The sequence below is a fragment of the Pseudomonas sp. HB05 genome, assembly GCF_016756915.1.
GTDB lineage: Bacteria > Pseudomonadota > Gammaproteobacteria > Pseudomonadales > Pseudomonadaceae > Aquipseudomonas > Aquipseudomonas alvandae.
In genome coordinates this window covers 74,467-99,623 of the sequence record NZ_JAESPG010000026.1, presented here as the reverse complement: position 1 = coordinate 99,623, position 25,157 = coordinate 74,467, and the positions used below count along the sequence as shown (strand labels likewise).

Here is a 25,157-nt window from a genome sequence, read left to right as displayed (position 1 = left end):
CGAGGCTGCGATCTTCCCAGAATCAAAAGATCGCAGCCGCGCTTCGCTCGGCAGCTCCTACAGGTCAAGTGGGAGCAAAGCCTATCGCCACAATGATCCGAGCCCTATTCCAGTCTTCCCTGACTAGTTGTACGATGACAGACGAGCCTAGATGCTCGAACTCCTGATACTTACAAAAACAAGGAAAGACCCATGAAAAAAGCATCATTGCTGATCGGTTTCGTTTGCCTGTTCAGCGCCTACGTAGCCGCCGCGCCCGCATCGGCTGAGAAGGAAGTGGCCGAAGCTGTCGACCACCTGACCCAGGCCATGCTGCACAAGGACATCCCCCAGCTCCAGGCCTTGGCCGCCGAGAACCTGACCTACGGCCACTCCAGCGGCAACATCCAGGACAAGAAAGCCTTCATCAACGACATCGAGACCGGCAAGAGCGCATTCAAGACCCTTGAAATGCAGAACCAGAAAATCACCGTCTCAGGCGACGTAGCCATGGTTCGCAACCACTTCTCCGCCCAGGCGCTCAAGGGCACCGAAGTGGTCCCGACCGAAATCGAGAACTTCCAGATCTGGCAGAAGCAGAAGAATGGCAAGTGGCTGCTGATTGGTCGGCAGGCGTTTCGGTTCTAACAGTCGGACATAAACCTCTGTGGCGAGGGAGCTTGCTCCCGCTGGGTCGGTCCGACGCTTCGGGCGCAGCGGCCCCAAGATTTTGCGGTTGCTGCGCAACCGAGCGGGAGCAAGCTCCCTCGCCACGGGGATCTGGTGAGGCGGGCCGTTACTTCAATCCGCCGCCCACTGTTGCCGATGTTCCAACAGGAAATCCACAAACGCCCGCACCCGCTGCGGCACGTACCGGCCGTGGGGATATAGCAATGTGAACGGCCGCGAGCGCCCTGCGAACGGCGCGAGCACTTCCACCAGTCGCCCGTCCGCCAATTCCTGTTCGACGATAAATCGGTAGGTCTGGAACAGCCCGGCGCCATTTTTGGCCAGCGTCACCCCGCCCAGCACATCGTCGGAGCAGCAATACCCGCCCTGCCCGAACACTTCCTTCTCCTTGCCCTCGACATTGAACAACCAGGAAATTCGACGACCACTGCTGGGCAGTTCGAACTGGATGCACTCGTGCAGGTCCAGGTCTTCCAGCGTTTGCGGCGTGCCGACCCTGCGCAGGTAGTCCAGGGAAGCGACCACCGCCAGTTTCGCGTCTTCCAGCAAACGGGCGATCATCGAGGAATCCGGCTGGGCCCTCACCCGAATCGCCAGGTCATAGCCCTCGGCAACGAAATCGATATTACGGTTGCTCAGGTGAACGTCCACGCTGACCTGCGGATAAAGCGCGCGAAATGCTGGCAGCAACGGCAGGATCCGGTGATGGCCGTAGGTGGTGGGCACACTGATGCGCAGTTGCCCGGACGGCACCGATTGCGCGCCCATGACTTCCTGCTGCGCTTCGACCAGTTGCGTCAACGCCTGGCGGCATTGCTCGAAAAAGGTCCGGCCGGCATCGGTGAGGCGAATGCTGCGGGTGGTGCGCACGAATAGCCGCGACCCCAGGCGCTCCTCCAGACGAAAGATCGAACGGCTGACCGCTGCCGGAGTGACGCCCGCTATCTGCGCCGCAGCCGTGAAACTGCCCGCCTCGGCCGCCAGGCAGAACAGTTCGATACTGCCTAACTGCAAGTCTTCGAAGTGACGCTTCATGATTCATTACACCGCGTATCAACTGAAGATTCCCGATGCCTGTTTATCAGGCCGTGGCGTATAAATACAGTGGTCCTCGATTGCGCGGAGTCTTTCCTGCGCACATTTCGTCAACTGGAGTGCAACATGCCTTTCGTCAATGTTCGTATCACCCGCGACGGCGTCACCCGCGAGCAGAAAGCCCAGGTCATTTCCGAAATCACCGAAACCCTGCAACGCGTGCTGGGCAAGGACCCGCACCTGACCCATATCGTGATCGAGGAAGTCGACACGGATAACTGGGGGTATGCGGGCATGACGACGACGGAGTACCGAAGTAAACCCAAGGAGTGACACTTCGCCTTGCCGAGCCCGGTCCGAATGACCGGGCTTTTTTCTGCCTGCCAACCTGCGGCCTCTGTGGGAGCGAGCTTGCTCGCGATAGCGGCAGGTCAGCCGGCTCACATATGGCTGATTAAATGCCATCGGGAGCAAGCTCGCTCCCACAAGGAGTTGTGTGGATTCGATGGATTGATTACACCAAGTATCAACTCAAGTACCAGACCCCCCATTTATCAAACCCAGGCGCATCAATAACCTGATCACAACCAACGCCCAGACAGGCGCAGCGGTTCCAACTCAACGTGATCAGGAGTCAACATCATGAGCAATCAGAAAACCGTCATCATCACCGGCGCTTCCAGCGGTATCGGCCTTGGCCTGGTCAAGGCGTTCCTGGCCCGCGGCTACAACGTGGTGGGCAATGCCCGCTCCCAGTCCGGCCTGGACGATGCGGCTGGCCAGCTCGGTCATCCGGCAAGCTTCGTCGGCGTGGCCGGTGACATTGCCGATCCGGCGACGTCGACCGCCCTTGTCGGCAAAGCCATCGAGGCGTTCGGCGCGGTGGATGGGCTGGTCAACAACGCCGGTTTCTTCCTGCCCAAACCCTTCGTCGAATACAGCCCCCAGGACCTGGAATCGCTGCTCGACACCAACCTCAAGGGCCTCGTCTACGCCAGCCAGGCTGCTGCCGCGCACATGATCAGCCGCCAGCAGGGTTTCATCATCAACATCTCTGCCTCGGTGGCCCTGCAACCGAACATCCAGGTGCCGGCAGCGCTGCCCGTGCTGATCAAGGGCGGCGTCAACCAGATGACCCGCGCCCTGGCGCTGGAATTGTCGCCCTTCAACATCAAGGTCAACGCCGTGGCGCCCGGCATCATCGACACGCCGATGCATGACCCGGCCCACCGCGACTTCCTCAACAACCTGGCACCTGCCGGCCGGGTGGGCACCATCGACGAGATCGCCGAAGCCGTGTTGTACCTGGCGGGTGCCGATTTCACCACTGGGGCGATCCTGCCGGTGGACGGCGGCATGAGCACCGGCAAGTGGTAAAAACACAAAACCCCGAAGGCAGGACCTTCGGGGTTTTTCATGCAGCCTTGAATCTACAGCGTGTAGGAGATCCCCGCCTGCACCGTTCGAGGTGCGCCCGGGTAGGCGTAGACGCCACCAAACGCGCCCTCTTCGTAATCGGCGTCGAACAGGTTCTTCAGGTCGAGGTTGAGGCGGATGCGCTCGTTGACCTTGTAGTAGCCGAGCAGGTCGACGACGGTGTAGTCGTCCATGGTGAAGGTCGTCGCCGCCGTGTTGCCGGCCCGCTCATCGACATATTTCGCACCGAGTCCCACGCCTAGCCCTTTCAAACCGCCATCCTGGAACTCATAGACGTTCAACAGGCTGAAGCTGTTCCTGGGCACGTTGAGCAAAGGAGTGCCGGTGGGGATGTTGGCGTCCTTGGTCACTTCGGCGTCCACATAGGCGTAGCCACCGATGACGCGCCACTCCGGCGTCAGGTTGCCCGCCACGTTCAAGTCGAAACCACGGCTGCGCACTTCGCCAGCGGCGACGTTGAAGGTCGAGTCCAGCGGATCGGGCGTCAGCACGTTGCGTTTTTCGATCTGGTACACCGCCGCATCGACGCTCAACTGGCGATCCAGCGCCTCCCACTTGACGCCCATTTCGTAGGACTTGCCTTCTTCCGGCTTGAATCCACCGCCCTCGCGGCTGGCGCCATTGTTGGGTTTGAACGAGCGGGCGGTGTTGGCGTAGACGGCCACCGTGTCGGTCAGGTCGTAGATCACGCCCAAGCGCGGGGTGACCGCGTTGTCGGTGACTTCCCAGTTCCGGCTGCCGGGGCGTGCCTGAGGCACAAAACTTTCATACTCATGCTCGAACCGCTCGAAACGCGCACCGGCCAGCACCTTCAAACGCTCGGTCAGCGCCACCTGGTCCTGGACGAATACACCGAAGGTCTTGAGATTTTCCTCGTCATCGGTCGGCGTGCGGGTCAACGCCGGGCGCGGCTGGCCATACACCGGATCGAAGATGTCGATCGGATAGGCGCTGGCGCCGGCGGCGGAGCGTCGGATGATCGACTTGTAGTCGTAGTCTTCGTACTCGACGCCGGTCAGCAGGGTGTGCTCGAACCCGCCGGTGGAGAAATGCCCAGTGAGGTTGAGCTGGGTATCACGGTCGGTCCATTCCAGCTTGCGGTAGTTGAAGTTGCGGCCCAGGGTGCGCCCGTCGGCGGCGATGCCGTTGCCCTCCACCGCGTTGCCCTGCAAGGTGCCGTCTAGCCACTGGGTGCCACCGGCCAGGGTCCAGTCGTCGTTGAGCATGTGCTCGAAACGCACCTGCAGCATGTTGTTGTCGTTGTGCAGCTTGCCGGCGTCTTTTTCACCGAAGAACGTATCGCGGGACGCGGTGCCGCGCTGGCCGGCGTAATGCGTCAGCCCACGGTCCAGCGGCGCATTGTTGCGCATGAAGTCGCCTTCGAACGTCAGGCGCGTGGTGTCGTTGACCTGCCAACTGACCACGGGAGCGACGCCATAACGCTCGGTCTCGACGTGATCGCGGAACGTATCGCCGCCCTCTCCCACCACGTTCAGGCGATAAGCCAGGCGGCCTTCTTCATCCAGCGGACCCGACGTATCCAGGGTGCCGCGACGCATGCCCTGGTCGCTGACCTGGCTGCCCAAGGTCACCGTGCGTTCGGCCAACGGTTGCTTGGACACCACGTTGAACGTGCCGCCCGGATCGCCACGGCCATAAAGCATGGTCGCCGGGCCACGCAGCACTTCCAGGCGCTCGATGGTGTTGGCATCGGGCATGTTCGGGTAACCCCGGTTGATCGGGAAACCGTTGCGGTAGAACTCACCCGTGGTAAAGCCGCGCACGGTAAACGTGGTCAGGCCCTGGCCGCCGAAATTGTTACCCCGGCCGACGCCACCGGCGTAATCGAGAGCGTCTTGCAGGCGCGTGGCGCTGAGGTCTTCGACGACGTCGCGGGACACGACCGAAATCGACTGTGGGGTTTCATGGATCGCGGTGTCGGTACGCGTGGCGCTGGCCGAGCGCGTCGCGTGATAGCCCTTCACGGGGCCCTGTGCAGTTTCGAAGTCCGAGCTGCCGACGATGTCGGTGGCCTGCAACTCCAGTGGCGCCCTGGCCGCCGTGCCGGGTTCTTCTGCCCAAGTGGAAATGGAATAAGCCTGGAGCACACACAATGAAACGAGTATCCGACGCATCGACACACAATCCTGACGAAAGAACGCCGGCCCCCGGGGCCGGCAAGAATGTGTCGCGAAAGATACAGTAACTCATTCCTATTTGACATCTATTCCCATTAGTACTGCCATTCCAACTGTGGATTCCAGGCCGATCTGCCTGAAAAATGCCTGGGCCCGTGCGTCCTGGGTAAACGCGACGTTGAGCCGCAGCCAGTCACACGCCTGCCCTTCCGGCAGGAATGTGGAACCCTGGGACAGTTGGATCTGCAACTGCTCGGCAATTTGCCGCACCCGTTCGGCCGGCACATGCCGGGGCCGGGCCCAGACGAAGAGTCCTCCACTCGGCTCGGCAAACACCTCCCAGTGAGCCGGATCAAGCAGGCGCAACGTGCTCGCCATCTGCTTGTTCAAGCGCACGCGCAAGCGCTGGAGCAGCTTGCGGTAAGCACCGTTGGCCAGCAGCGTCGCCACGACGTTTTCCGCCAGCAATGAACAGCCGATGCCGGTCACCATCTTGACTTCAGCCAGGCGCTTGATGACTTCGGGCTGCGCGACCACGTAGCCGATGCGCAACGAGCTGGACAAGGTCTTGGAAAAACTCGCCAGGTAGATCACCCGGTCCAAGGCGTCGAGGGATGCCAGGCGCGACGTCGGGCCGTTCTGGAAATCGGCGTAGATGTCATCCTCGATAAGGCGAAAGTCGTGCTGCGTCGCCAGTTGCAACAGGCGATAGGCAACGCTGGGGGCGAGGCTGGTGCCGGTGGGGTTCTGGTACATGCTGTTGATGAAGAAATAGGCCGGCTTGTGTACGCCGAGCAAGCGTTCCAGGCTGGCGATATCAGGGCCTTGGGCGGTCCTGGGCACCGCCAGGGTCTTGACCCCGTGCAGCTTCAGCAGGTTGAACAGGTTGTAGTAACCGGGGCTTTCCACCAGCACCAGGTCGCCGGGCTTGAGGAGCGTGCGTACCAACAGGTCCAGGCCGTGGCTCGCGCCCTGGGTGGTGAGGATCTGCAGCGGATCGACGTGAATGTCGATCAGGCCCAGGCGCTTCTGGATGTGCAGGCGCAGGTGAGCCGAACCCAGCGGCGTGCTGTAGTTGAACAGTGCCTGATTGTCGCTGCGCACCACCTGGCGGATCGCCTGGCCCAGGTCCGTGTCGTCGCGCCACGCGTCCGGCAGCCAGCCGCACCCCAGCTTGAGTTGCGTCGATTCGTTATCGAACAACCGCCAGCCTACCGCGTCGTCGATCTCCGGAGCCGAAGCCACGGGCATCTGCTGGGCCACGAAAAATCCCGAACCGTGCCGGGACTCCAAGACGCCACTGGCGACCAATTGGTCGTAGGCCTTGATTACGCTCGACAGGCTCAAGCCGTTTTCAGTCGCCAGTTGGCGGATCGACGGCATGCGGGCACCCGGGCGGATGCCATGGGTGTTTATCCACTCCGTCAGACTGACAACCAGTTGCCGGACCAACGAACCCGTGGCGTTGCGATCGATGTTCAGGTCCATGGCGCGGGCTCTCGGCTAAGTGTTTTCGAATTTTCGGCGAACAGTTAACCATAAAAGCCCCGCGTCTGTTCCTTGTTTGCTCTCGGCCCCACCGGGATAGTCCATCCAGACTCCACCCCCTCAAGGAACCCCTCTTGGACATACAGCAACGACACTCATGGGGATTGGCGTTCGGTCTTTGCCTGATCACCCTTGCCGTCAATCTCCAGGCGCCGCTGTATACCACCTATGCGCAGCTTTCCGGTTACGGCGCGGGCGCCACCGCAGTGGCATTTTCCGGTTATGTATTGGGCGTGTTGCCCGTGCTGCTGGCGTTCGGCGGACTGGCCGACCGGGTGGGCCGCAAACCCTTGATCGTGACGGCGCTCTGCCTGTCGATGCTGGCGACGTTGATCACGGTGATCTGGCCGAACCTGATCGCACTGGGCGTGGCGCGCCTGATGATGGGCATCGGCACCGGCTTGGCTTCGGCGACGTCCACCGCCTACATGGTGGAACTGATGCCGACATGCGATGCCAGGTCACCGGCCAACCGGGTCACGGCGAGCACCTCCCTGGGTTTCGGCCTGGGCGCGGCGTTGACCAGCCTCTTCCTGTTCCTCCACCACAGCGTCACGCCGGGCAGTTTCTGGTTGCAGTTGGCGTTGGCTGCCCTGGCGATCATCGTGGTTGCGCGACTGCCGGACCCCGCCCCCAGAATCAAGCACGCAGCGATGTTGCGCCTGCCGTTGTTCCCGGCCGGCAGCCTGCCCTACAGTTTTTCCATGCTGCTGGCCTGGGCAACTTCCGGGCTGGTGATCGCCATCCTGCCATCGGTGCTTGCCGCCCATGACTTGCAACGCTGGTCCGGCCTGTCGACCTTTACCGTCATCAGTTGTGGGCTGATCTTCCAGCCTTGGGTGAAACGCATGCAACCGGCCAGGGCCACGGGATTGGGGTTGTTGGTCTTGCCATTGAGCTACGCGCTGCTTGCCTGGGGCGCGAGCCAGGGTTCGCTGGCCGCCGTGTTGCTCGGTGCGCTGGGCGCCAGCAGTGCGTGCTACGGCTTTTTGTACCTGGGTGGATTGTCGGCGATCACCGCCATGGCCGGTGCGCAAAAAGCCCGGGTCAGCGCGGGATTCTTCCTGTTTGCCTATGTCGGGTTCAGTATCCCGGTCGTGGTGACCGGGTGGCTGGTCGACCGTTTCGGCGCTGACGTGGCGCTCGCGGTGTTTGGCCTGGCACTGCTGGCAGGCGCAACGATCACCGGGCTGCGCATCGTCCGGACAGAGGCCTTCGTCGCCCAACCTTCCCCCAGCTGACAAAGTACTTTGTGGCGAGGGGATTTATCCCCGCTGGGGCTGCGAAGCGGCCCCCAACCAGACACCTCCATATGCCAATAAGGTTGAGGTCGTTGCTTTTGGGGCTGCTGCGCAGCCCCAGCGGGGATAAATCCCCTCGCCACAACGGCAGACGTTACTCGACATCGCGATAGCCGGGTCGTATACCATATCCCCCACCTAAGCCGAACGACCCGCCACCGTGACTTTATCCAAGTTCAACCTGCCCGACCTGGGCAACACCCCGTCCACTTCGGAAATCATCACCCGTCACCTGCGCGACGCCATCGTGGCCGGGCATTTCGCCGAGGACGAGCCGATTCGCCAGGATGACATCGCCCGCCAGTTCAACGTCAGCAAGATCCCTGTGCGCGAAGCGCTCAAGCGCCTGGAAGCCGAGGGCTTGGTGATGTTCCAGCGCAATCGCGGGGCGATGGTCACGCGGATTTCCGAGGCGGAACTGGCGCAGATGTTCGAGGTGCGGATGCTGCTGGAGGACAAGGTATTGCGCTTGGCGATTCCCAACATGACCGAAGCCACCTTCGCCCGTGCCGAAAGCATCTGCCAGGAGTTCATCGGCGAGGACGACGTCGGTCGCTGGGCCGAGCTGAACTGGCAATTGCACGCCTGTCTCTATGAGCCCGCGCAACGGCCGTTCATGGTGAGCCTGATCCGCTCGGTCCACGACAAGCTCGAGCGTTACCTGCGTATGCAGATGAGCCTGTCCGCCGGCAAGGAGCGCGCCGACCATGAACACCGCGAGATTCTCGACGCCTGCCGCGCCAGGGATGTGGAGCGCGCGGTGAAATTGCTGGACGAACACATTGCCGGCGTCTGCAAGACCCTGTTCGAGTATTTGCCGTCGAGCCGGTGATTTCTTGGGACTGTGCTGATTTCGTCATCACCGACGGATAAATCCATCAAGCCGCCGGCCCCGGCGCGCGCCACGCTTGTGTCCACTTATCTGAATGGACGTGGCGCCATGAAACGCATCACCGTGATCGACTCCCACACCGGCGGCGAACCGACCCGACTGGTGACCGATGGCTTTCCCGACCTGGGCCAGGGCAGCATGGCCGAGCGCAGGCAGCGCCTGGCCGAGCAGCACGACGCCTGGCGCACCGCGTGCGTGTTGGAACCCCGCGGCAGCGATGTGCTGGTGGGCGCGTTGCTGTGCGAACCGGTGGATCCGGCCGCCTGTGCCGGCGTGATTTTCTTCAACAACAGCGGCTACCTGGGCATGTGCGGCCACGGCACCATCGGCCTGGTCGCCTCGTTGGCCCATCTGGGCCGGATCGGCCCCGGCGTGCACAACATCGAGACGCCGGTGGGCACGGTGCAAGCGACATTGCATGAGGATCGCTCGGTCAGCGTGCGCAACGTGCCTTCCTATCGCTATCGCAAGGCCCTGCGCCTCGAAGTGCCGGGCATTGGGCCTGTGTCCGGCGATGTGGCGTGGGGCGGCAATTGGTTCTTCCTGATCGCCGATCATGGCCAGCGTGTGGCGGGCGACAACCTCGACGCACTCACCGCCTACACCTTCGCCGTGCAACAGGCCTTGGAACAGCAGGGTTTTCGCGGCGAGGACGGCGGGCTGATCGATCATATCGAGCTGTTCGCCGACGATCCCCAGGCCGACAGCCGCAATTTCGTGCTCTGCCCTGGCAAGGCCTACGACCGCTCTCCCTGCGGCACCGGTACCAGCGCCAAATTGGCGTGCCTGGCGGCCGACGACAAACTGCAACCCGGGCAGATCTGGCGCCAGGCCAGTGTCATCGGCAGCGAATTCGAAGGATCTTATGAGCGTTCGGGCGAGCGCATCGTGCCGACCATTCGCGGCCGGGCCTACATCAGCGCTGAAAGCACATTGATTATCGAGCCGGACGATCCCTTCGCCTGGGGCATTTGTCCGTGAGCGAAGGCCATGTCGCAGACGTGATCGTCATTGGCGCCGGTATCATCGGCGCGGCCTGCGCCCGCAGCCTGGCTCAGCGCGGTTTGCAGGTGCTGGTGCTGGACGCTGGCTGGCACGGTGCAACGGCGGCCGGCATGGGCCACCTGCTGGTGCTTGATGACAACCCGGCGGAGCTGGCCTTGAGTCAATATTCCCTGCGACGCTGGCGAGAGTTGGCGCCTGCGCTGCCCGATGCCTGTGCCTGGCGCAACAACGGCACTTTATGGCTGGCGGCCAATGCCGAGGAAATGGCCGTCGCCCACAGCAAATACCTGAACCTGATGGCCCATGGCGAGGCCTGTGAACTGATTGGCCGCGCCACCTTGCAGCAGCGCGAACCGGAACTGCGGGCGGGCCTGGAAGGGGGGCTGCTGATCAAGGGCGACGGCATTCTCTACGCCCCCGCCGCCGCCCGCTGGATGCTCGATCACGTCAATATCAGCCAGCAACGCGCCGAGGCCAGCGAAGTGGACGGCCACCGCGTGCGCCTCGCCGACGGGCGTTGGCTCAGTGCCGAAGCTGTCGTGCTTGCCAACGGCATCCAGGCCACCGAGCTGTGCCCGGAGCTGCCGATCGAACCCAAGAAGGGCCATCTGTTGATCACCGATCGCTACCCCGCCACCGTCACTCACACCCTGGTTGAGCTGGGTTATGTCACCAGTGCCCACAACGCCAGCGGGCCGTCGGTGGCATGCAACATCCAACCGCGCCCGACCGGACAACTGTTCATCGGCGCTTCGCGGCAGTTCGGCAGCGTCGATCCAGCGGTGGAAGGCTGGATGCTGGCGAAGATGCTCAAGCGCGCCGTGGACTACATGCCTGGCCTGGCGCACCTCAACGGCATCCGCGCCTGGACCGGTTTCCGCGCGGCGAGCCCCGACGGCTTGCCGCTGGTGGGGCAACACCCGCAGCGCAAAGGCCTGTGGCTTGCGGTGGGCCATGAAGGGCTCGGCGTCACGACCGCACCGGCCACCGCTGACCTGCTGGTTGCCCAGCTCTTCAATGAAACGGCACCGCTGGCCGCGCAACCTTACCTGCCGCAGCGCTTCCTGGGAGAACCGGCCCATGCCTGAAGCCCCGCATATCACCCGGGGGGCGGGGGTGGTGGCACCGGGGGGGGCGCGAAGCGGTCCTGTTTTGGGTCTGCTGCGCAGACCAGCGGGAGCAAGCTCCCTCGCCACGGGATCGGTGCATCTTCTCGAGATCCGCTTGACCAAGGAGTATCGGACCCATGCCTGAGTTATTCCTGGATGGCCGCCCGCTCTCGGTGGCCAACGGCACCACCGTTGCAGCCGCGTTAGCGTTGGGCGCCGGCGGCTGCAGCCGAACCTCGGTGACCGGCCAGCGGCGCGCGCCTTTGTGCGGCATGGGTATCTGCCAGGAATGTCGGGTACTGATCGATGGCCGCCGGCGCCTGGCCTGCCAGACCTTGTGCCGCGACGGCATGCACGTGGACACCCGACCATGACCGAGTTTGCCGACATCCTTATCATCGGCGCCGGGCCCGCCGGCATGGCTGCGGCCCTGGCCGCAGCCAGCAGCGGCGCACGCATCGTGCTGCTGGACGACAATCCGAACCCTGGCGGACAGATCTGGCGCGATGGACCCCACGCCCACTTGCCGGCCGAGGCGCGACACATGCGAGAGCGCTTGCGCGCCTGCGCCAACGTGCACTGCCACGCAGAGACCCGGGTCATTGCGATCGCCGGCGACAAGACCTTGCTGGTGGAAAATGCCGAGCAGGGTTGGCTGATCGCTTATGACCGCCTGATCCTGTGCACCGGTGCCCGGGAATTGCTGCTGCCCTTCCCCGGCTGGACGCTGCCCGGTGTAACCGGTGCCGGCGGCTTGCAAGCACTGATCAAGGGCGGCCTGCCGGTGAGCAACGAGCGACTGGTGATTGCCGGCAGCGGTCCACTGTTGTTGGCGAGCGCAGCCACGGCAAGACGTCACGGGGCCCAAGTGCTGCGGATCGCCGAGCAGGCCAGCCGCACCGCAGTTGCCGGATTCGCTGCGCAACTGCCCCGCTGGCCGGGCAAGTTATGGCAATCCTTCGGCCTGCTCGATGCTCACTACCGCACCGGCAGCCATGTGCTGGAAGCCTTGGGAGGGGACAAGCTCGAAGGCGTGCGTCTGCTGCAACAAGGCAAGACGGTGGAGTTGGCCTGCGACCGTTTGGCCTGTGGGTTCGGGCTGATCCCCAATACCCAGCTGGGCCAGGCGCTGGGGTGCGCGCTCGACGGACAGGCGCTTGCGGTTGATGAACGCCAGGCCACCACGCGGGACGACCATTACGCCGCTGGCGAATGCACCGGTTTTGGCGGCAGTGAACTGGCCTTGGTTGAAGGCGCCATTGCTGGTCATGCCGCCGTGGGGAATACCGCTGCAGCCGAGCGCCTTTGGCCTGGCCGTGCGCGATGGCAGGGTTTCGCGCGGGCATTGAACAAGGCCTTCGCCCTGGACGGCCGTTTGAAAAGCATGGCGCGGAGCGATACGTTGGTCTGTCGCTGTGAGGATGTTCCTTACGGCGCCTTGGCCGGCCACGGAAACTGGCGTGAAGCCAAACTGGCCAGCCGCTGCGGCATGGGCGCCTGCCAGGGCCGGGTGTGCGGCGCCGCCCTGCAATACCTGCTCGGCTGGACACCACCCATACCCCGCCCGCCCTTCGGCCCGGCGCGAATCGAAACCTTGCTGAACCTGGAAGAAACCCCGCCCACCTGAACCCACAGACTCTTCTGTGGGAGCGAGCTTGCTCGCGAATGCGTCGGCACATCTGGCATTGATGCAAGCTGACCCACCACTTTCGCGAGCAGGCTCGCTCCCACAGGGATTTGAGGCGGACTTTTGAACTTTGCAGGCATCGCAGACCCCATGTGGGAGCGAGCTTGCTCGCGAATGCGTCGGCACATCTGGCATTGATGCAAGCTGACCCACCACTTTCGCGAGCAGGCTCGCTCCCACAGGGATTTGAGGCGGACTTTTGAACTTTGCAGGCACCGCAGACCCCATGTGGGAGCGAGCTTGCTCGCGATGGCGGCGTGACAGACAGCACATTTTCGACTGACACTGCGCCATCGCTCCCACACAAAAGACGACGCCGGTCATGCACCCCTCGCTCACCTCCCTCGCCCCCTGCGACCTCGACACCCTGCTGCGCAGCCTGCAAGCCATCGCGCCGTTGCTCGATACCCTCTCCGACACCGTGTTTTTCATCAAGGACAACCAAGCCCGCTACGCCTTCGTCAACCAGACCCTCGCCCGGCGTTGCGGCTTCAAGCACTGCAATGACCTTGTGGGCCTCACCGCCGAGCAGGTATTCCCCGAACGCTTCGGCCCGCTGTACACCGAACAGGATCGACGCGTGCTCGCCAGCGGACGGGAGCTGGCCGACCAGCTCGAATTGCACCTTTATTACGGCAACCAGCCGGTGTGGTGCCTGACCCACAAGCTCGCCTTGCGCGAGCCCTCGGGCCGGATCGTTGGCCTGGCCGGGATCTCCCGTGATTTGCAATCGCCACAAGCCAGCCATCCAGCCTTCCAGAAACTGGCGGCGGTGGATGCGCATATCAAGCTGCACTTCGCCCGTCCCATCAGCCTGGCGGAACTCACCGCCATTGCCGGCTTGTCGGTGGCGCAATTGGAGCGGCACTGCAAGCGCATCTTCCAACTCACGCCCCGCCAGATGATTCACAAGGCGCGCCTGGAAGAAGCCTCGCGACTGTTACTGGAACCGGATTTACCCATCACCGAAATCGCCCTGCGCTGCGGCTACACCGATCACAGTGCGTTCAGCCGCCAGTTCCGCGCGCTGACGAGCCTTTCCCCCAGCCAGTACCGAGAAAACCAGCGCTGACGTTGTTCCTTTACAGGGCAGCCTCTCACGCACTGCTCCCATCTGTAACACCGTCATTCTGCCCCGCTCGCCTGGCACCACCGGAGCAGTTCCAACAATTGCCCAATTATCAAAGCCTTACCTGAAACCGAGCTTGCAGCATAAAACAGGCACGTCGATTGCTTATCTAATATCGTATACGAAATCCTCAATACGATATCTCACCGCATTTATTCGACAGCGAGGCCTTTATGAAAAACCGTGCATTAGCCGCAGCCCTCAGCGTTGTCCTCTTTCCCCTGATTGCCCTTCCCGCCCATGCCGACAAGCTCGACGACATCATCGGCTCGGGCAAGCTGCGTTGCGCCGTCACACTGGATTTTCCGCCCATGGGCTTTCGTGATGAAAGCAACAAGCCGGCGGGGTTCGACGTCGACTATTGCAACGACCTGGCGAAAATCCTTGGCGTAGACGCCGAAGTGGTGGAAACACCGTTCTCCGACCGCATCCCCGCGCTGCTTTCCGGCCGCGCCGATGTCATCGTTGCCTCCACGTCCGACACCCTGGAGCGGGCCAAGACCGTCGGCCTGACCGTGCCCTACTTCGCCTTCCAGATGGTGGTATTGACCCGCGACGACACCGGCATCAACAGCTACGCCGACCTCAAGGGCAAGAAACTCGGCAACACCAGCAGCACCTACGAAGCGATCGCCCTGGAGAAGGACCAGAAGAGTTGGGGCAGCGGCAGTTTCCGTGCCTACCAATCCCAGAACGACACACTGCTGGCCGTGGCCCAAGGGCACATCGATGCCACCGTGGTCACCAACACCGTCGCCGCCGCCACCATCAAGTCGGGCAAATACAAGGGGCTGAAAATCGCCGGTAATGCACCTTACGTCATCGACTACGTGTCCCTCGGCGCCAAGCGCAGCGAGTATGGCCTCATCAACTACCTCAACCTGTTCGTCAACCAGCAAGTGCGCACCGGTCGGTACAACGAGCTGTTCGTCAAATGGGTCGGCACGGAAATCCCACCGGCCAACCTGACCGTGCCGCAGGTCTACTACTGAGGAGCGCGGTATGCCAAGCACGCCTATCTGCTTGCAAGGTCGTAGCCTGGTGGAGGGTGCCGCCCAGGGCACCCTGCTGTTCGCTGACGTTGGCCTGAGCTTTTGGGGCGGAGTCGATCCGGCCTCGGGCGAAGTCATCGATCGCCATCACCCCCTCAGCGGCCAGCGCCTTGCGGGTCGGGTGCTGGCGATTCCCAGCGGACGCGGTTCCTGCACCGGCAGCAGCGTGCTGATGGAGCTCATCAGCAACGGCCATGCGCCAGCCGCCCTGGTGCTGGCCGAGGCTGATGAAATCCTTGTTCTGGGCGTGCTGGTGGCCGAGGTGATTTTCCAACGTTCGCTGCCAGTGTTGTGCATCGGCCGCGAGGCATTCGAGGGCTTGCGAGGTCAAGGATTCGCGCGCATCGAGGGAAGTTGCCTGACGTTGTCCGGGCGCCGGCCCAACGATCAATGGTACGCGGCGGATATCCCCTCGCAACCGATAGCACCCTCCACCGTCCGTCTGAACGAACGGGACCAGGCGTTGCTTGACGGTGCATACGGCAAGGCTGCAAAAGTGGCAATGGGAATCGTCCTGCGCATGGCCGAGATCCAGGGCGCCGATGAACTGCTGGACATCACCCAGGCGCACATCGACGGCTGCATCTACACCGGCCCGGCCAGCCTGCGGTTTGCCGAACAGTTGGTGCAGTGGGGGGCGAAAGTGAGCGTGCCCACGACACTCAATTCGATTTCCGTGGACCAACGTCGCTGGCGCGAATTGGGTGTCGACCCGGCATTGGGCGAACCGGCCAGCGCCCTGGGCGACGCTTATATGGCCATGGGCGCGCAGTTGAGCTTCACCTGCGCGCCCTACCTGCTGAACACCGCACCCACCGTCGGCGAGCAGATCGTCTGGGCCGAATCCAACGCAGTGGTCTACGCCAACAGCGTGCTAGGTGCCCGAACGCAGAAGTACCCGGATTTTCTCGACATCTGCATCGCCCTGTGTGGCCGCGCGCCGTTGGCCGGTTGTCATCTCGATGATCAGCGCAAGGCCGGGCTGATCGTCAAAGTCCCCAGGCTCGATTCAATGGATGACAGCTTCTACCCGCTGCTGGGCTATCACATCGGCAGCCTGACGGGCCGACGCATCCCGCTGATCCAGGGGCTGGAAAACACCGCGCCCAACCTCGACGACCTGAAGGCTTTTGGCGCGGCGTTCGCCACCACCAGCGCGGCGCCGCTGTTCCACATCGCCGGGGTGACGCCGGAGGCCATGGACCCGGCCGCGGTGCTGGATCGCGACGCCGTGTTACCCACGGAAACCGTCAACATGGCGGGATTGCTCGCCAGCTGGCGCGAGCTCAACAGCGCCCGGCACAGGCATGTGGATGTGGTGTCCCTGGGCAATCCGCACTTTTCCCTCAGTGAATTCGCCGCCTTGGCAGGACTGTGTGCGGGGCGGATCAAACACCCCGACGTGGTCCTCGCGATCACCTGCGGCCGGGCCGTGCTGGAGCAGGCGCGCCAGGCCGGGTACCTGGAGGCGATCCAGGTCTTCGGCGCAACGCTGGTCACCGACACCTGCTGGTGCATGCTGGGCGAGCCGGTGATCCCGCCGGCCGCTACCACCTTGATGACCAACTCCGGCAAATACGCGCACTACGCACCAGGCCTGGTGGGACGTGGCGTGCATTTCGCCAGTTTGGCCGAGTGCGTCGAGGCCGCCTGCACCGCCACGGCCAGCGGCGAGCCACCGCAATGGCTGCAACCCTCCGCGGCCAAGGGGAACCCGAGCCATGTTTGACTACACGTTCCAATGGCGCCCGGCGCTACGCGCCCTGCCCGATATGCTCGCCGGCGCCTGGGTCACCTTCGAGACCGCCGCGTTGTCGATGATCTTCGGCGTGCTGATCGCCCTGGTCCTGACGGTGATGCGCCAGGCACGCCATCCGCTGCTACGTGGTGTCGGCAACGGCTGGGTATCGATCGCCCGTAACACGCCGTCGTTGTTCCAGATCTACATCCTCTACTTCGGCCTCGGCTCCCTCGGGCTGCACGTCAGTTCATGGTTCGCCCTGCTGGCGGGCATTACCTTCAACAATGCCGGCTACCTGGCGGAGAACTTTCGCGGCGGCCTCAAGGCCGTGCCGGGCACGCAGATGCGTGCCGCTCGCTCCCTGGGCATGAGCGCGTTCCAGGCCTACCGGATGATCATCGTCCCGCAACTGCTGCGCATCGTTTTCTACCCGCTGACCAACCAGATGGTCTGGGCGGTGCTGATGACGTCCCTCGGCGTGGTGGTCGGCCTGAACAACGACCTCACCGGGGTGACGCAGGAATACAACGTCAAGACATTCCGCACCTTCGAATATTTCGCCCTCGCGGCGGTGCTCTATTACCTGATCGCCAAGCTGATCGTCGGGCTGGCCCGACTGTTGTCCTGGCGCTTGTTTCGTTATTGAGGAGGGCTGGTCATGTTTTCTACAAGCCTTACCGTCAACGACCTGTTGTATCTGCTCGAAGGTGCCTGGGTCACGGTGCAGTTGACCGCCTGGTCGATCCTGCTCGGCACCCTCGCCGGCTTGCTGTTCGGCCTGTTGCGGGCGCTGTTGCCCCGGGCGAGCCTGCCGCTCGCGTGGGTGTTGGATGCGTTTCGCAGCGTGCCGCTGCTGATCCAGTTCGTGCTGTTCAACTCCCTGAAGAGCATCGTCGGCCTGGACCTCAGTGCCTTTGCCGTCGGTTGCATCGTGCTCGGTGTCTACGCCGCCGCGTATTTCACCGAGATCGTCCGGGGCGGCGTGCTGGCGGTGCCGCTGAGCACCCGGCGGGCCAGCCGGTCATTGGGACTGAGCTATTTGCAGGACCTGCGTTTCATCGTCCTGCCGATTGCCACCCGCGTTGCCTTTCCCGGTTGGTTGAACCTGGTCCTCGGGGTGATGAAAGACACCGCGCTGGTGATGTGGATCGGCATCGTCGAGCTGCTGCGGGCTTCGCAAACCATCGTCACGCGTATTCAGGAACCCCTGCTGGTGCTGTGCATCGCGGGCCTCATCTACTACGTCATGAGCCTGGTGGTCGCCCGCCTCGGCGCTCGCCTGGAAAGAAGGTGGCAGGAAAATGATTGAGATCGAAAACGTGCATAAATCCTTCGGCAACCTCGAAGTGGTCAAGGGCGTCAGCCTGACGGTGGACAAGGGCGAGGTCGTGTCGATCATCGGTGGCTCCGGTTCCGGTAAATCGACCCTGCTGATGTGCATCAACGGCCTGGAGCCGATCCAGAAAGGCAGCATCCGCGTAGACGGCGTGGAGGTCCACGACAGCGCCACCGACCTCAACCGGCTGCGGCAGAAAATCGGCATCGTCTTCCAGCAATGGAACGCCTTCCCCCACCTGACCGTGCTGGAAAACGTCATGCTGGCGCCGCGCAAGGTGCTGGGCAAGAGCAAGCAGGACGCCGAGGCGCTGGCGGTCAGGCAGCTTGAGCACGTGGGCCTCGGGGACAAGCTCAAGGCCTTCCCCGGCAAGCTCTCCGGCGGACAGCAGCAGCGCATGGCCATCGCCCGGGCGCTGGCGATGTCGCCGGACTACATGCTGTTCGACGAAGCCACCTCGGCCCTCGATCCGCAACTGGTCGGCGAAGTGCTCGACACCATGCGCATGCTCGCCGAAGACGGCATGACCATGGTCCTGGTGACCCACGAGATCCGCTTCGCCCGGGACGTGTCCGACCGGGTGGCGTTCTTCTGCAATGGGCGGGTCCATGAGATCGGGCCGCCGGACCAAGTGATTGGCAATCCGGTGCAGCCGGAGACGGCGGTGTTCCTTAAATCGGTGAAATAGCCAATGGCCTCATCGCGAGCAAGCTCGCTCCCACACTGTTTCGTGTGCACCACAAAAACCTTTGTGGGAGCGAGCTTGCTCCGGGCGGCGATCCGACGATGAGGCCCAACCAGACAACACAAGGATTTGACCCATGCGCTCATCCAGAATCATCCACATAGTCAGCTGCCACGCCGAAGGCGAAGTCGGTGATGTCATCGTCGGCGGCGTCGCCCCGCCACCCGGTGATACGGTCTGGGACCAGTCCCGCTGGATCGCCCAGGACCAGACCCTGCGCAACTTCGTCCTCAACGAACCCCGGGGCGGGGTGTTCCGCCACGTCAACCTGCTGGTGCCGGCCAAGGACCCACGGGCACAGATGGCCTGGATCATCATGGAGCCCGCCGACACCCCACCGATGTCCGGCTCCAACTCGCTGTGCGTCGCCACCGTGCTGCTGGACAGCGGCATCCTGCCGATGACCGAACCGCAGACGCGATTGGTCCTGGAGGCCCCGGGCGGCTTGATCGAAGCCGTGGCCGACTGCCGCGACGGCAAGGTGCAACGGGTCGAGATCAAGAACGTCCCGTCGTTTGCCGACCGCCTCGATGCCTGGATCGAAGTCGAGGGCCTGGGCTCGCTGCAAGTGGACACCGCCTATGGTGGCGACAGTTTTGTCATCGTCGACGCCCAGCGCCTGGGCTTTGCCATTCGCCCTGACGAAGCCGCCGACCTGGTGGCCTTGGGACTGAAAATCACCCGGGCCGCCAACGAACAACTGGGTTTCGTTCATCCGTTGAATCCCGACTGGTCGCACATCTCGTTCTGCCAGGTCGCCGCGCCCATTGTCCGGGAGAACGGCATCGCCACCGGGGCCAACGCTGTCGTCATCCAGCCCGGCAAGATCGACCGTTCCCCCACTGGCACCGGTTGCTCGGCACGCATGGCGGTACTGCACGCCAAGGGCCTGATGCAGGTGGGCGAGCGTTTTGTCGGCCGCTCGATCATTGGCTCCGAATTCCACTGCCGGATCGACTCACTGACCGACGTGGCCGGCCGCCCGGCGATCTACCCGTGCATCGCCGGGCGAGCGTGGATCACCGGCACGCACCAATTGCTGCTCGACCCGGCCGATCCATGGCCCCAGGGCTATCGGCTCTCGGATACCTGGCCCGGCGCATGACTTTTACCCACAACCCTCCGTGGCGAGGGGATTTATCCCCGCTGGGCTGCGCAGCAGCCCCCTGGCCCTGACTGACACACCTAATTGCCTATACCGGGGCCGCTTCGCGCCCCAACGGGGATAAATCCCCTCGCCACAAACCAAAAGGAGACACCCATGAGCAAACGCATCAACTGGAGCGGCGTATTCCCCGCCGTCACCACCCAATTCAACGATGACTTTTCCATCAACCTGGAAAAAACCCACCAAGTCATTTCCAACGTCATTCGTGATGGCGTGTCGGGCCTGGTGGTCTGCGGCTCGGTGGGGGAAAACACCTCCCTGAGCGCCGAGGAAAAAATCGCCGTGACCGAAGTCGCGGTGGACGCCTCCCGGGGCCGGGTGCCGGTGATCTGCGGCGTGGCCGAGTTCACCAGTGTGCAAGCCGCCAAGGTTGCCAACGCCGTGCGCAAGGTCGGTGTCGACGGCGTGATGCTGATGCCGGCGCTGGTCTACGGCTCCAAGCCGTTCGAGACCGCCGAACATTTCCGCTACGTCGCCCGGCATGCCGACGTGCCGCTGATGGTCTACAACAACCCGCCGATCTACAAGAACGACGTCACCCCGGACATTCTCATCTCGCTGGCCGACTGCGATAACGTGGTGTGTTTCAAGGATTCGTCCGGCGACACCCGCCGATTTATCGACGTGCGCAATGAAGTCGGCGATCGCTTCGTGCTGTTCGCCGGTCTTGACGATGTGGTGCTCGAAAGCCTGGCCGTGGGCGCCGAAGGTTGGGTGTCTGGCATGTCCAACGTGTTCCCCAAGGAAGGTGAAACCATCTTCCGCCTGGCCCACGCCGGACGTTTCGCCGAAGCCATGCCGATCTACGAATGGCTGATGCCGATCCTGCACCTCGACGCCCGCGCCGACCTGGTGCAATGCATCAAGCTGTGCGAAGCCATCGCCGGCCGCGGCAGCGCCCTCACCCGCCCACCGCGCCTGGCCCTGCCGGAAGAAGACCGGGTGTATGTGGAGCAGATCATGGCCAAGGCGCTGGCCAACCGGCCGATGCTGCCGGATGTGGGGCTTTAAGCTCGGGCGCAGAGGTTCGGGCATGTAAGAAATCCTGTGGAAGCGAGCTTGCTCGCGATAGCGGTTGTCCAGCTTGCATCCCTATTGGATGTCCCGACGCTATCGCGAGCAAGCTCGCTCCCACATGGGGTTGTGGTGCAAACGCGGGACCAACCGACCAGCAACACGGCGCCATCGCCAGTCTTTGCTACGCTTCCCCCGGCGAAACGACGCGCACGGGAGGCGTCCCATGAATTATTTCCTGGCCCAGGCCCTGAACAACCAATGGGCCAACCACAGGCTGCTGGACGCCTGCGCGCAGTTGAATACGGTGGAATACGAGGCCTACCGCACCAGTTTCTTTCCCTCCATCCAGGCCACGTTGTGCCATATCCTCGAAGTCGACCGTTATTACCTCACCGCCCTGGAAGGTGACGTGGCGGGTCAGGAACAGGATTTTTCCGCGACGCTCGCATTCGCCCAACTCAGGGAAAGCCAGGACCGCACCGACCGGCAGTTGGCGACATTCTGCGAAAACCTGAGGCACGAGGACCTCGCCCGTGCCGTTGATCTGCTGCGCGCCGACGGCCGGGTTCGCGAACGGATCGACCGTTTGCTGCTGCACCTGTTCGAGCACCAGATCCATCACCGCGGCCAGGTCCACACCATGCTCAGCGCCACCCACATCGACCCGCCGCAGCTCGACGAGTTTTTTCTCGATTGCGATCGAGCGTTTCGTCGACAAGAGGAAGCGCTGCTGCAGCTGGATGAAACCCGCGTCTGGCGGGACTATCGAGCCGACTGAAAAATCGAAAAAAATGCGATGGTCGCTGCCGACCATCGCCAAATCGCCCACCTCAGGCGCTCTCAGATCCGTGCGGGTGACACGATGATCTTCACGTTGTGTTCCTTGTTGTTCACCAGCTCCTCGAAGCCCTGCCCGACGATCTCTTCCAACTGGATACGCCCGGTCACCAGCGGCGAGATGTCCAGGCGTCCATCAGCGATGAAGGCAATCACGTCGGCGAACTCACCGTTGTAGGCCAGCGCGCCAAGCACTTGCTTCTCGGTGGAAACCAGCTCGAAGAAGTTGAATTCGCTGGGCTCTTCGAAGATGCCCACCAACACGCATTTGCCGGCCTTGCGGATCAGGTCGATGGCGAACTTGGCGGTGTGCTTGTTGCCGATGCACTCGAAGCTGACATCGGCGCCCAGACCACCGGTCAGGCGCCGAACCTCAGCCAGGGCGTCACATTCATTCGGATCGAGCACATGGCTGGCCCCGACTTCCAGGGCCTTGGCCTTGCGTGCGCCGGACATCTCCAGAGCAATGACCTGGGCCGCGCCGGCCGCCTTGGCGCACATGATCGTGCACAGGCCGATGGTCCCGGCCCCCACCACGACGACGTTCTGGCCCAACAGGCTGCCCGCTTTTTTCACCGCGTGCATGCCCACCGCCAGCGGTTCGATCAACGCGCCAGCCTCGGCGGGAAAATTGGCTGGCAGTTTGTAGAGCAAATTCGCCGGGACGTTGACCAACTCGGCGAACGCGCCGTTGTTCATCAGCCCGGTAAAGGCCAGGTTCTCGCAAATGTTGTAGAGCCCATGGGTGCAGTAATAGCAGGTGCCGCAATGTTGACAGGCATCGGCGGCCACCGGCTCGCCGACGCTGAAGCCTTCGACGCCCTCGCCCAGCTCGACGATTTCGCCGCAGAACTCATGGCCGAGGATGCACTGGCCCTTGATCCCGGTCAGCGGGTGTGGCGCCTCCACCGGGATGAACACCGGCCCGGCCACGTATTCGTGCAGGTCGGAGCCGCAGATGCCGCACCATTGCACGCGGATCTGCACCCAACCGGCGGGCGGCGATACCGGCAGCGGCACGTCTTCGACGCGGATGTCGTTGCGGCCGTGCCAGACGGCGGCGCGCATGCTGCGGGTCGGCTTGATTGAAACGTTCATAGCGTTGCCTCCAGATATTTTTGTAGGGCGACGGTTCAATCGCCGCCCGCTGGGTCAGTGCTGTCCGATGAATTCAAGGATCAATCGATTGACCTGCTCGGCCGCTTCCATCTGCACCATGTGGCCCTGGCCAGGCAGCACTTCGACCTGGGCACTCAACCCTTCGGCGTGGGCCGCCGGGATGATCGCGTCGTCGCTACCCCAGATGACCAGCGTCGGGACGTGACCGGCCTGCACGACTTCGCGCAGGTCCGCCTGCTGGCGGCCGTCCTTGAACAGGCTCCCTGCCAGTTGGCGCAGGACCGCGTCCACGCCTTCCAGGCGCTTGTACTTGAGCATGTCGTCGAGCATCTGCCGATTGACCAGCTCGGCATTCGAGAACAGTTGCACCAGCTGCGGCTTGAGCGCATTGCGGTTGGCCGCGTCGACGAAACCTTGCAAGTAGCTGCCGTTGATCTCGGCACCGAGGCCGGCGCTGCCAATCAAAGTCAGGGAGCGGAACCGTTGCGGCATCAAGCGCGCGGCATTCAGCGACACGGCCCCGCCCATGGAATGCCCCACCAGATGGGCCGCGTTGATGTCCAGGTGATCGAGCAACGCCAGCACCACGCCGCTCAGCTCGTCCAGGTCGCCGCGTTGCAGGGCCTTCGACGATTCGCCATGGCCTGGCAGGTCCAGGGCAATCACCCGACGCCCGGCGGCCAGCGCTTCATGGTTGAACAGCCAGTTGTTCAGGTCACCACCAAAACCGTGCACCAACACCAGCGGCGTGCCGCCCTCGCCGCGCTCGAAATAGCGGATCACCCGGCCGTCCACCTCGACTTTCTGTGGTTTCGGGCCACTGTCCTCATCGGCCGCGTCGCCGGGCACGAAGCTGGATTGGAACTGTTCGATGACCGCGTCGATCTCGGCATCGCTGGCCTCGCCTTCGACGACGATGCCGAGCAAGGCGCCAACCGCCAGGGTTTCATCCTGGCGAGCCACTTGCCGGCGCAACACACCGGAAAACGGCGCCTCGACGCTGCTGGAGATCTTGTCGGTCTCGACGTCCATCACCTCATCACCCTTGGTGATGGCCTGGCCCTCCTCCTTGAGCCAGGCGTCGACCCGGCCCTCGGTCATCGACAGGCCCCACTTGGGCATGGTCAGGGTAAAAATCTGGCTCATCAGCGCTTGCTCCACTCGATCACGTTGAGCACGGCTTGTTCGATTTTGGCCGCGTCAGGGATGTACAGGTCTTCCAGGGAATCGGAGAACGGCACCGGCGTGTGCGGCGCGGTCACCATTTCGATCGGTGCCTTGAGCGCGCCGAAGGCTTTTTGCGCCACCAGCGCCGAGATGTCGGTGGCCATGGAACAGCGCGGGTTGGCCTCGTCGATCACCACCAGGCGTCCGGTCTTCTCGACACTTTCCAGGATGCTGTCCTCGTCCAGCGGACTGGTGGTGCGCAGGTCGATGACTTCACAATCGATGCCACGTCCGGCCAGGTTGCGCGCCGCATCCATCGCCGTATTGACCAGTCGCCCGTAGGACACCAGCGTCACGTCCTTGCCGTCGCGCAGGAAATTGGCCTCGCCGAACGGCACGGTGTAGAGCTCTTCCGGCACCTCGCCCTGCATGCTGTAGAGCAATTTGTGCTCGCAGAAGATCACCGGGTCGTTGTCGCGTATCGCCTGGATCAACAGGCCCTTGGCGTCGTAGGGCGATGACGGGCAGACCACTTTCAAGCCCGGGATATGCGTCCACAACGAGGTGAGCATTTGTGAATGCTGGGCCGCGGCGCGCAGGCCGGCGCCGACCATGGTGCGGATGACCAGGGGCGTGGAGGCCTTGCCGCCGAACATGTAGCGGAATTTCGCCGCCTGGTTGAGGATCTGGTCCAGGCAGCAGCCGGCGAAGTCGACGAACATCAGTTCGCACACTGGCCGCACGCCGCAGGTGGCGGCGCCGACCGCTGCGCCGACATAACCGATTTCCGACAACGGCGTGTCCAGCACGCGCCCCGGGAATTGATCGTAAAGTCCCTTGGTGACGCCGAGCACGCCGCCCCAGGCATCGTTCTCACCGGGTGCGCCAGCGCCACCGGCCACGTCTTCGCCCATGATGAACACGCTGGAGTCGCGACGCATTTCCTGGGCCAGGGCTTCGTTGATTGCCTGCTGATAGCTGATTTTTCTCGCCATGATGGGATTCTCTCTTGTTGTTTTATAGGG

The 25,157-nt window shown here is 63.1% G+C and carries 24 protein-coding genes; 18 read left to right on the top strand and 6 right to left on the bottom strand.

Annotated features, from left to right (window positions below; genetic code table 11):
• The first annotated feature begins 192 nt into the window (after positions 1-192).
• Positions 193-627 (top strand): nuclear transport factor 2 family protein, encoded by a 435-nt coding sequence (locus tag JMN22_RS21230; protein WP_198796447.1) that lies wholly within the window; start codon positions 193-195, stop codon positions 625-627.
• A gap of 153 nt (positions 628-780) precedes the next feature.
• Here the strand turns inward: JMN22_RS21230 and JMN22_RS21225 are convergent, their stop codons facing one another.
• The gene (locus JMN22_RS21225; RefSeq protein WP_198796446.1) at positions 781-1,704 is read right to left on the bottom strand and encodes a LysR family transcriptional regulator; all 924 of its coding nucleotides are present in this window, start codon (positions 1,702-1,704) and stop codon (positions 781-783) included.
• Positions 1,705-1,830: 126 nt separating this feature from the next.
• On the opposite strand from JMN22_RS21225, the gene JMN22_RS21220 reads away from it, so the two are divergent.
• Together JMN22_RS21220 and JMN22_RS21215 are read left to right on the top strand one after the other, a co-directional pair.
• Complete coding sequence (locus JMN22_RS21220) at positions 1,831-2,037, top strand: tautomerase family protein (protein WP_030140737.1); 207 nt, start codon at positions 1,831-1,833, stop codon at positions 2,035-2,037.
• 309 nt (positions 2,038-2,346) lie between these two features.
• Positions 2,347-3,081: an SDR family NAD(P)-dependent oxidoreductase gene (locus JMN22_RS21215; protein WP_030140736.1), complete on the top strand. Its 735-nt coding sequence runs from the start codon at positions 2,347-2,349 to the stop codon at positions 3,079-3,081.
• Positions 3,082-3,134: 53 nt separating this feature from the next.
• On the opposite strand, the gene JMN22_RS21210 is transcribed toward JMN22_RS21215, so the two are convergent.
• Positions 3,135-5,276 (bottom strand): TonB-dependent siderophore receptor, encoded by a 2,142-nt coding sequence (locus JMN22_RS21210; RefSeq protein WP_198796445.1) that lies wholly within the window; start codon positions 5,274-5,276, stop codon positions 3,135-3,137.
• Positions 5,277-5,354: 78 nt separating this feature from the next.
• Complete coding sequence (locus JMN22_RS21205; protein ID WP_198796444.1) at positions 5,355-6,767, bottom strand: aminotransferase-like domain-containing protein; 1,413 nt, start codon at positions 6,765-6,767, stop codon at positions 5,355-5,357.
• A 134-nt stretch (positions 6,768-6,901) separates the two neighbouring features.
• On the opposite strand from JMN22_RS21205, the gene JMN22_RS21200 reads away from it, so the two are divergent.
• From JMN22_RS21200 to JMN22_RS21130, 15 genes are all read left to right on the top strand, one after another.
• Positions 6,902-8,068, top strand: a complete 1,167-nt coding sequence (locus JMN22_RS21200; RefSeq protein WP_198796443.1) for an MFS transporter — start codon at positions 6,902-6,904, stop codon at positions 8,066-8,068.
• Positions 8,069-8,288: 220 nt separating this feature from the next.
• Positions 8,289-8,960 carry a GntR family transcriptional regulator gene (locus tag JMN22_RS21195; protein ID WP_030140732.1) on the top strand — a complete coding sequence of 224 codons (672 nt, stop codon included), beginning with the start codon at positions 8,289-8,291 and terminating at the stop codon, positions 8,958-8,960.
• A 108-nt stretch (positions 8,961-9,068) separates the two neighbouring features.
• Positions 9,069-10,001 (top strand): 4-hydroxyproline epimerase, encoded by a 933-nt coding sequence (locus JMN22_RS21190; protein WP_198796442.1) that lies wholly within the window; start codon positions 9,069-9,071, stop codon positions 9,999-10,001.
• Positions 9,998-11,113 (top strand): FAD-dependent oxidoreductase, encoded by a 1,116-nt coding sequence (locus JMN22_RS21185; RefSeq protein ID WP_198796441.1) that lies wholly within the window; start codon positions 9,998-10,000, stop codon positions 11,111-11,113. The genes JMN22_RS21190 and JMN22_RS21185 overlap by 4 nt, the downstream gene beginning before the upstream one ends.
• Before the next feature lie 158 nt (positions 11,114-11,271).
• Positions 11,272-11,508, top strand: coding sequence for a 2Fe-2S iron-sulfur cluster-binding protein (locus tag JMN22_RS21180; RefSeq protein WP_198796440.1), 237 nt, complete (start codon positions 11,272-11,274; stop codon positions 11,506-11,508).
• Positions 11,505-12,761, top strand: coding sequence for an NAD(P)/FAD-dependent oxidoreductase (locus JMN22_RS21175; RefSeq protein ID WP_198796439.1), 1,257 nt, complete (start codon positions 11,505-11,507; stop codon positions 12,759-12,761). Before JMN22_RS21180 ends, JMN22_RS21175 begins: the two co-directional genes overlap by 4 nt.
• Before the next feature lie 382 nt (positions 12,762-13,143).
• Positions 13,144-13,893, top strand: a complete 750-nt coding sequence (locus tag JMN22_RS21170; protein ID WP_198796438.1) for an AraC family transcriptional regulator — start codon at positions 13,144-13,146, stop codon at positions 13,891-13,893.
• Between the two features lie 230 nt (positions 13,894-14,123).
• Positions 14,124-14,942, top strand: a complete 819-nt coding sequence (locus tag JMN22_RS21165) for an ABC transporter substrate-binding protein (protein ID WP_030140726.1) — start codon at positions 14,124-14,126, stop codon at positions 14,940-14,942.
• Positions 14,943-14,952: 10 nt separating this feature from the next.
• Entirely contained in the window at positions 14,953-16,731 is a 1,779-nt protein-coding gene (gene lhpI / locus JMN22_RS21160; RefSeq protein WP_198796437.1) for a cis-3-hydroxy-L-proline dehydratase, read from the top strand.
• On the top strand, positions 16,724-17,389 hold the full coding sequence (locus JMN22_RS21155) for an amino acid ABC transporter permease (protein WP_198796436.1): 666 nt from the start codon (positions 16,724-16,726) through the stop codon (positions 17,387-17,389). The genes lhpI and JMN22_RS21155 overlap by 8 nt, the downstream gene beginning before the upstream one ends.
• 12 nt (positions 17,390-17,401) lie before the next feature.
• Complete coding sequence (locus tag JMN22_RS21150; RefSeq protein ID WP_198796435.1) at positions 17,402-18,052, top strand: amino acid ABC transporter permease; 651 nt, start codon at positions 17,402-17,404, stop codon at positions 18,050-18,052.
• Positions 18,045-18,767, top strand: coding sequence for an amino acid ABC transporter ATP-binding protein (locus JMN22_RS21145; protein WP_030140722.1), 723 nt, complete (start codon positions 18,045-18,047; stop codon positions 18,765-18,767). Before JMN22_RS21150 ends, JMN22_RS21145 begins: the two co-directional genes overlap by 8 nt.
• Positions 18,768-18,900: 133 nt before the next feature.
• A complete protein-coding gene (locus JMN22_RS21140; RefSeq protein WP_198796434.1) occupies positions 18,901-19,929 on the top strand; it encodes a trans-3-hydroxy-L-proline dehydratase in 1,029 nt (342 codons plus the stop codon).
• A gap of 156 nt (positions 19,930-20,085) precedes the next feature.
• Positions 20,086-21,003, top strand: coding sequence for a dihydrodipicolinate synthase family protein (locus JMN22_RS21135; RefSeq protein WP_030140720.1), 918 nt, complete (start codon positions 20,086-20,088; stop codon positions 21,001-21,003).
• 229 nt (positions 21,004-21,232) lie between these two features.
• A complete protein-coding gene (locus JMN22_RS21130) occupies positions 21,233-21,787 on the top strand; it encodes a DinB family protein (protein WP_030140719.1) in 555 nt (184 codons plus the stop codon).
• Between the two features lie 62 nt (positions 21,788-21,849).
• Here the strand turns inward: JMN22_RS21130 and JMN22_RS21125 are convergent, their stop codons facing one another.
• The 3 genes from JMN22_RS21125 to JMN22_RS21115 all read right to left on the bottom strand — a co-directional run bounded on the left by JMN22_RS21125 (position 21,850) and on the right by JMN22_RS21115 (position 25,127).
• Positions 21,850-22,914 (bottom strand): 2,3-butanediol dehydrogenase, encoded by a 1,065-nt coding sequence (locus JMN22_RS21125; RefSeq protein WP_236010302.1) that lies wholly within the window; start codon positions 22,912-22,914, stop codon positions 21,850-21,852.
• 84 nt (positions 22,915-22,998) lie between these two features.
• Positions 22,999-24,111 carry an acetoin dehydrogenase dihydrolipoyllysine-residue acetyltransferase subunit gene (locus tag JMN22_RS21120; RefSeq protein WP_198796433.1) on the bottom strand — a complete coding sequence of 371 codons (1,113 nt, stop codon included), beginning with the start codon at positions 24,109-24,111 and terminating at the stop codon, positions 22,999-23,001.
• Positions 24,111-25,127: an alpha-ketoacid dehydrogenase subunit beta gene (locus JMN22_RS21115; protein ID WP_039588736.1), complete on the bottom strand. Its 1,017-nt coding sequence runs from the start codon at positions 25,125-25,127 to the stop codon at positions 24,111-24,113. Before JMN22_RS21115 ends, JMN22_RS21120 begins: the two co-directional genes overlap by 1 nt.
• Positions 25,128-25,157: the final 30 nt, after the last annotated feature.

Coding starts and splice junctions, on each gene's coding strand:
- JMN22_RS21190 (WP_198796442.1), top strand. CDS start 9,069: ATGAAACGCATCACCGTGATCGACTCCCACACCGGCGGCGAACCGACC.
- JMN22_RS21220 (WP_030140737.1), top strand. CDS start 1,831: ATGCCTTTCGTCAATGTTCGTATCACCCGCGACGGCGTCACCCGCGAG.
- JMN22_RS21230 (WP_198796447.1), top strand. CDS start 193: ATGAAAAAAGCATCATTGCTGATCGGTTTCGTTTGCCTGTTCAGCGCC.
- JMN22_RS21150 (WP_198796435.1), top strand. CDS start 17,402: ATGTTTTCTACAAGCCTTACCGTCAACGACCTGTTGTATCTGCTCGAA.
- JMN22_RS21225 (WP_198796446.1), bottom strand. CDS start 1,704: ATGAAGCGTCACTTCGAAGACTTGCAGTTAGGCAGTATCGAACTGTTC.
- JMN22_RS21135 (WP_030140720.1), top strand. CDS start 20,086: ATGAGCAAACGCATCAACTGGAGCGGCGTATTCCCCGCCGTCACCACC.
- JMN22_RS21145 (WP_030140722.1), top strand. CDS start 18,045: ATGATTGAGATCGAAAACGTGCATAAATCCTTCGGCAACCTCGAAGTG.
- JMN22_RS21215 (WP_030140736.1), top strand. CDS start 2,347: ATGAGCAATCAGAAAACCGTCATCATCACCGGCGCTTCCAGCGGTATC.
- JMN22_RS21120 (WP_198796433.1), bottom strand. CDS start 24,111: ATGAGCCAGATTTTTACCCTGACCATGCCCAAGTGGGGCCTGTCGATG.
- lhpI (WP_198796437.1), top strand. CDS start 14,953: ATGCCAAGCACGCCTATCTGCTTGCAAGGTCGTAGCCTGGTGGAGGGT.
- JMN22_RS21115 (WP_039588736.1), bottom strand. CDS start 25,127: ATGGCGAGAAAAATCAGCTATCAGCAGGCAATCAACGAAGCCCTGGCC.
- JMN22_RS21165 (WP_030140726.1), top strand. CDS start 14,124: ATGAAAAACCGTGCATTAGCCGCAGCCCTCAGCGTTGTCCTCTTTCCC.
- JMN22_RS21210 (WP_198796445.1), bottom strand. CDS start 5,276: ATGCGTCGGATACTCGTTTCATTGTGTGTGCTCCAGGCTTATTCCATT.
- JMN22_RS21175 (WP_198796439.1), top strand. CDS start 11,505: ATGACCGAGTTTGCCGACATCCTTATCATCGGCGCCGGGCCCGCCGGC.
- JMN22_RS21205 (WP_198796444.1), bottom strand. CDS start 6,767: ATGGACCTGAACATCGATCGCAACGCCACGGGTTCGTTGGTCCGGCAA.
- JMN22_RS21130 (WP_030140719.1), top strand. CDS start 21,233: ATGAATTATTTCCTGGCCCAGGCCCTGAACAACCAATGGGCCAACCAC.
- JMN22_RS21155 (WP_198796436.1), top strand. CDS start 16,724: ATGTTTGACTACACGTTCCAATGGCGCCCGGCGCTACGCGCCCTGCCC.
- JMN22_RS21170 (WP_198796438.1), top strand. CDS start 13,144: ATGCACCCCTCGCTCACCTCCCTCGCCCCCTGCGACCTCGACACCCTG.
- JMN22_RS21140 (WP_198796434.1), top strand. CDS start 18,901: ATGCGCTCATCCAGAATCATCCACATAGTCAGCTGCCACGCCGAAGGC.
- JMN22_RS21125 (WP_236010302.1), bottom strand. CDS start 22,914: ATGCGCGCCGCCGTCTGGCACGGCCGCAACGACATCCGCGTCGAAGAC.
- JMN22_RS21180 (WP_198796440.1), top strand. CDS start 11,272: ATGCCTGAGTTATTCCTGGATGGCCGCCCGCTCTCGGTGGCCAACGGC.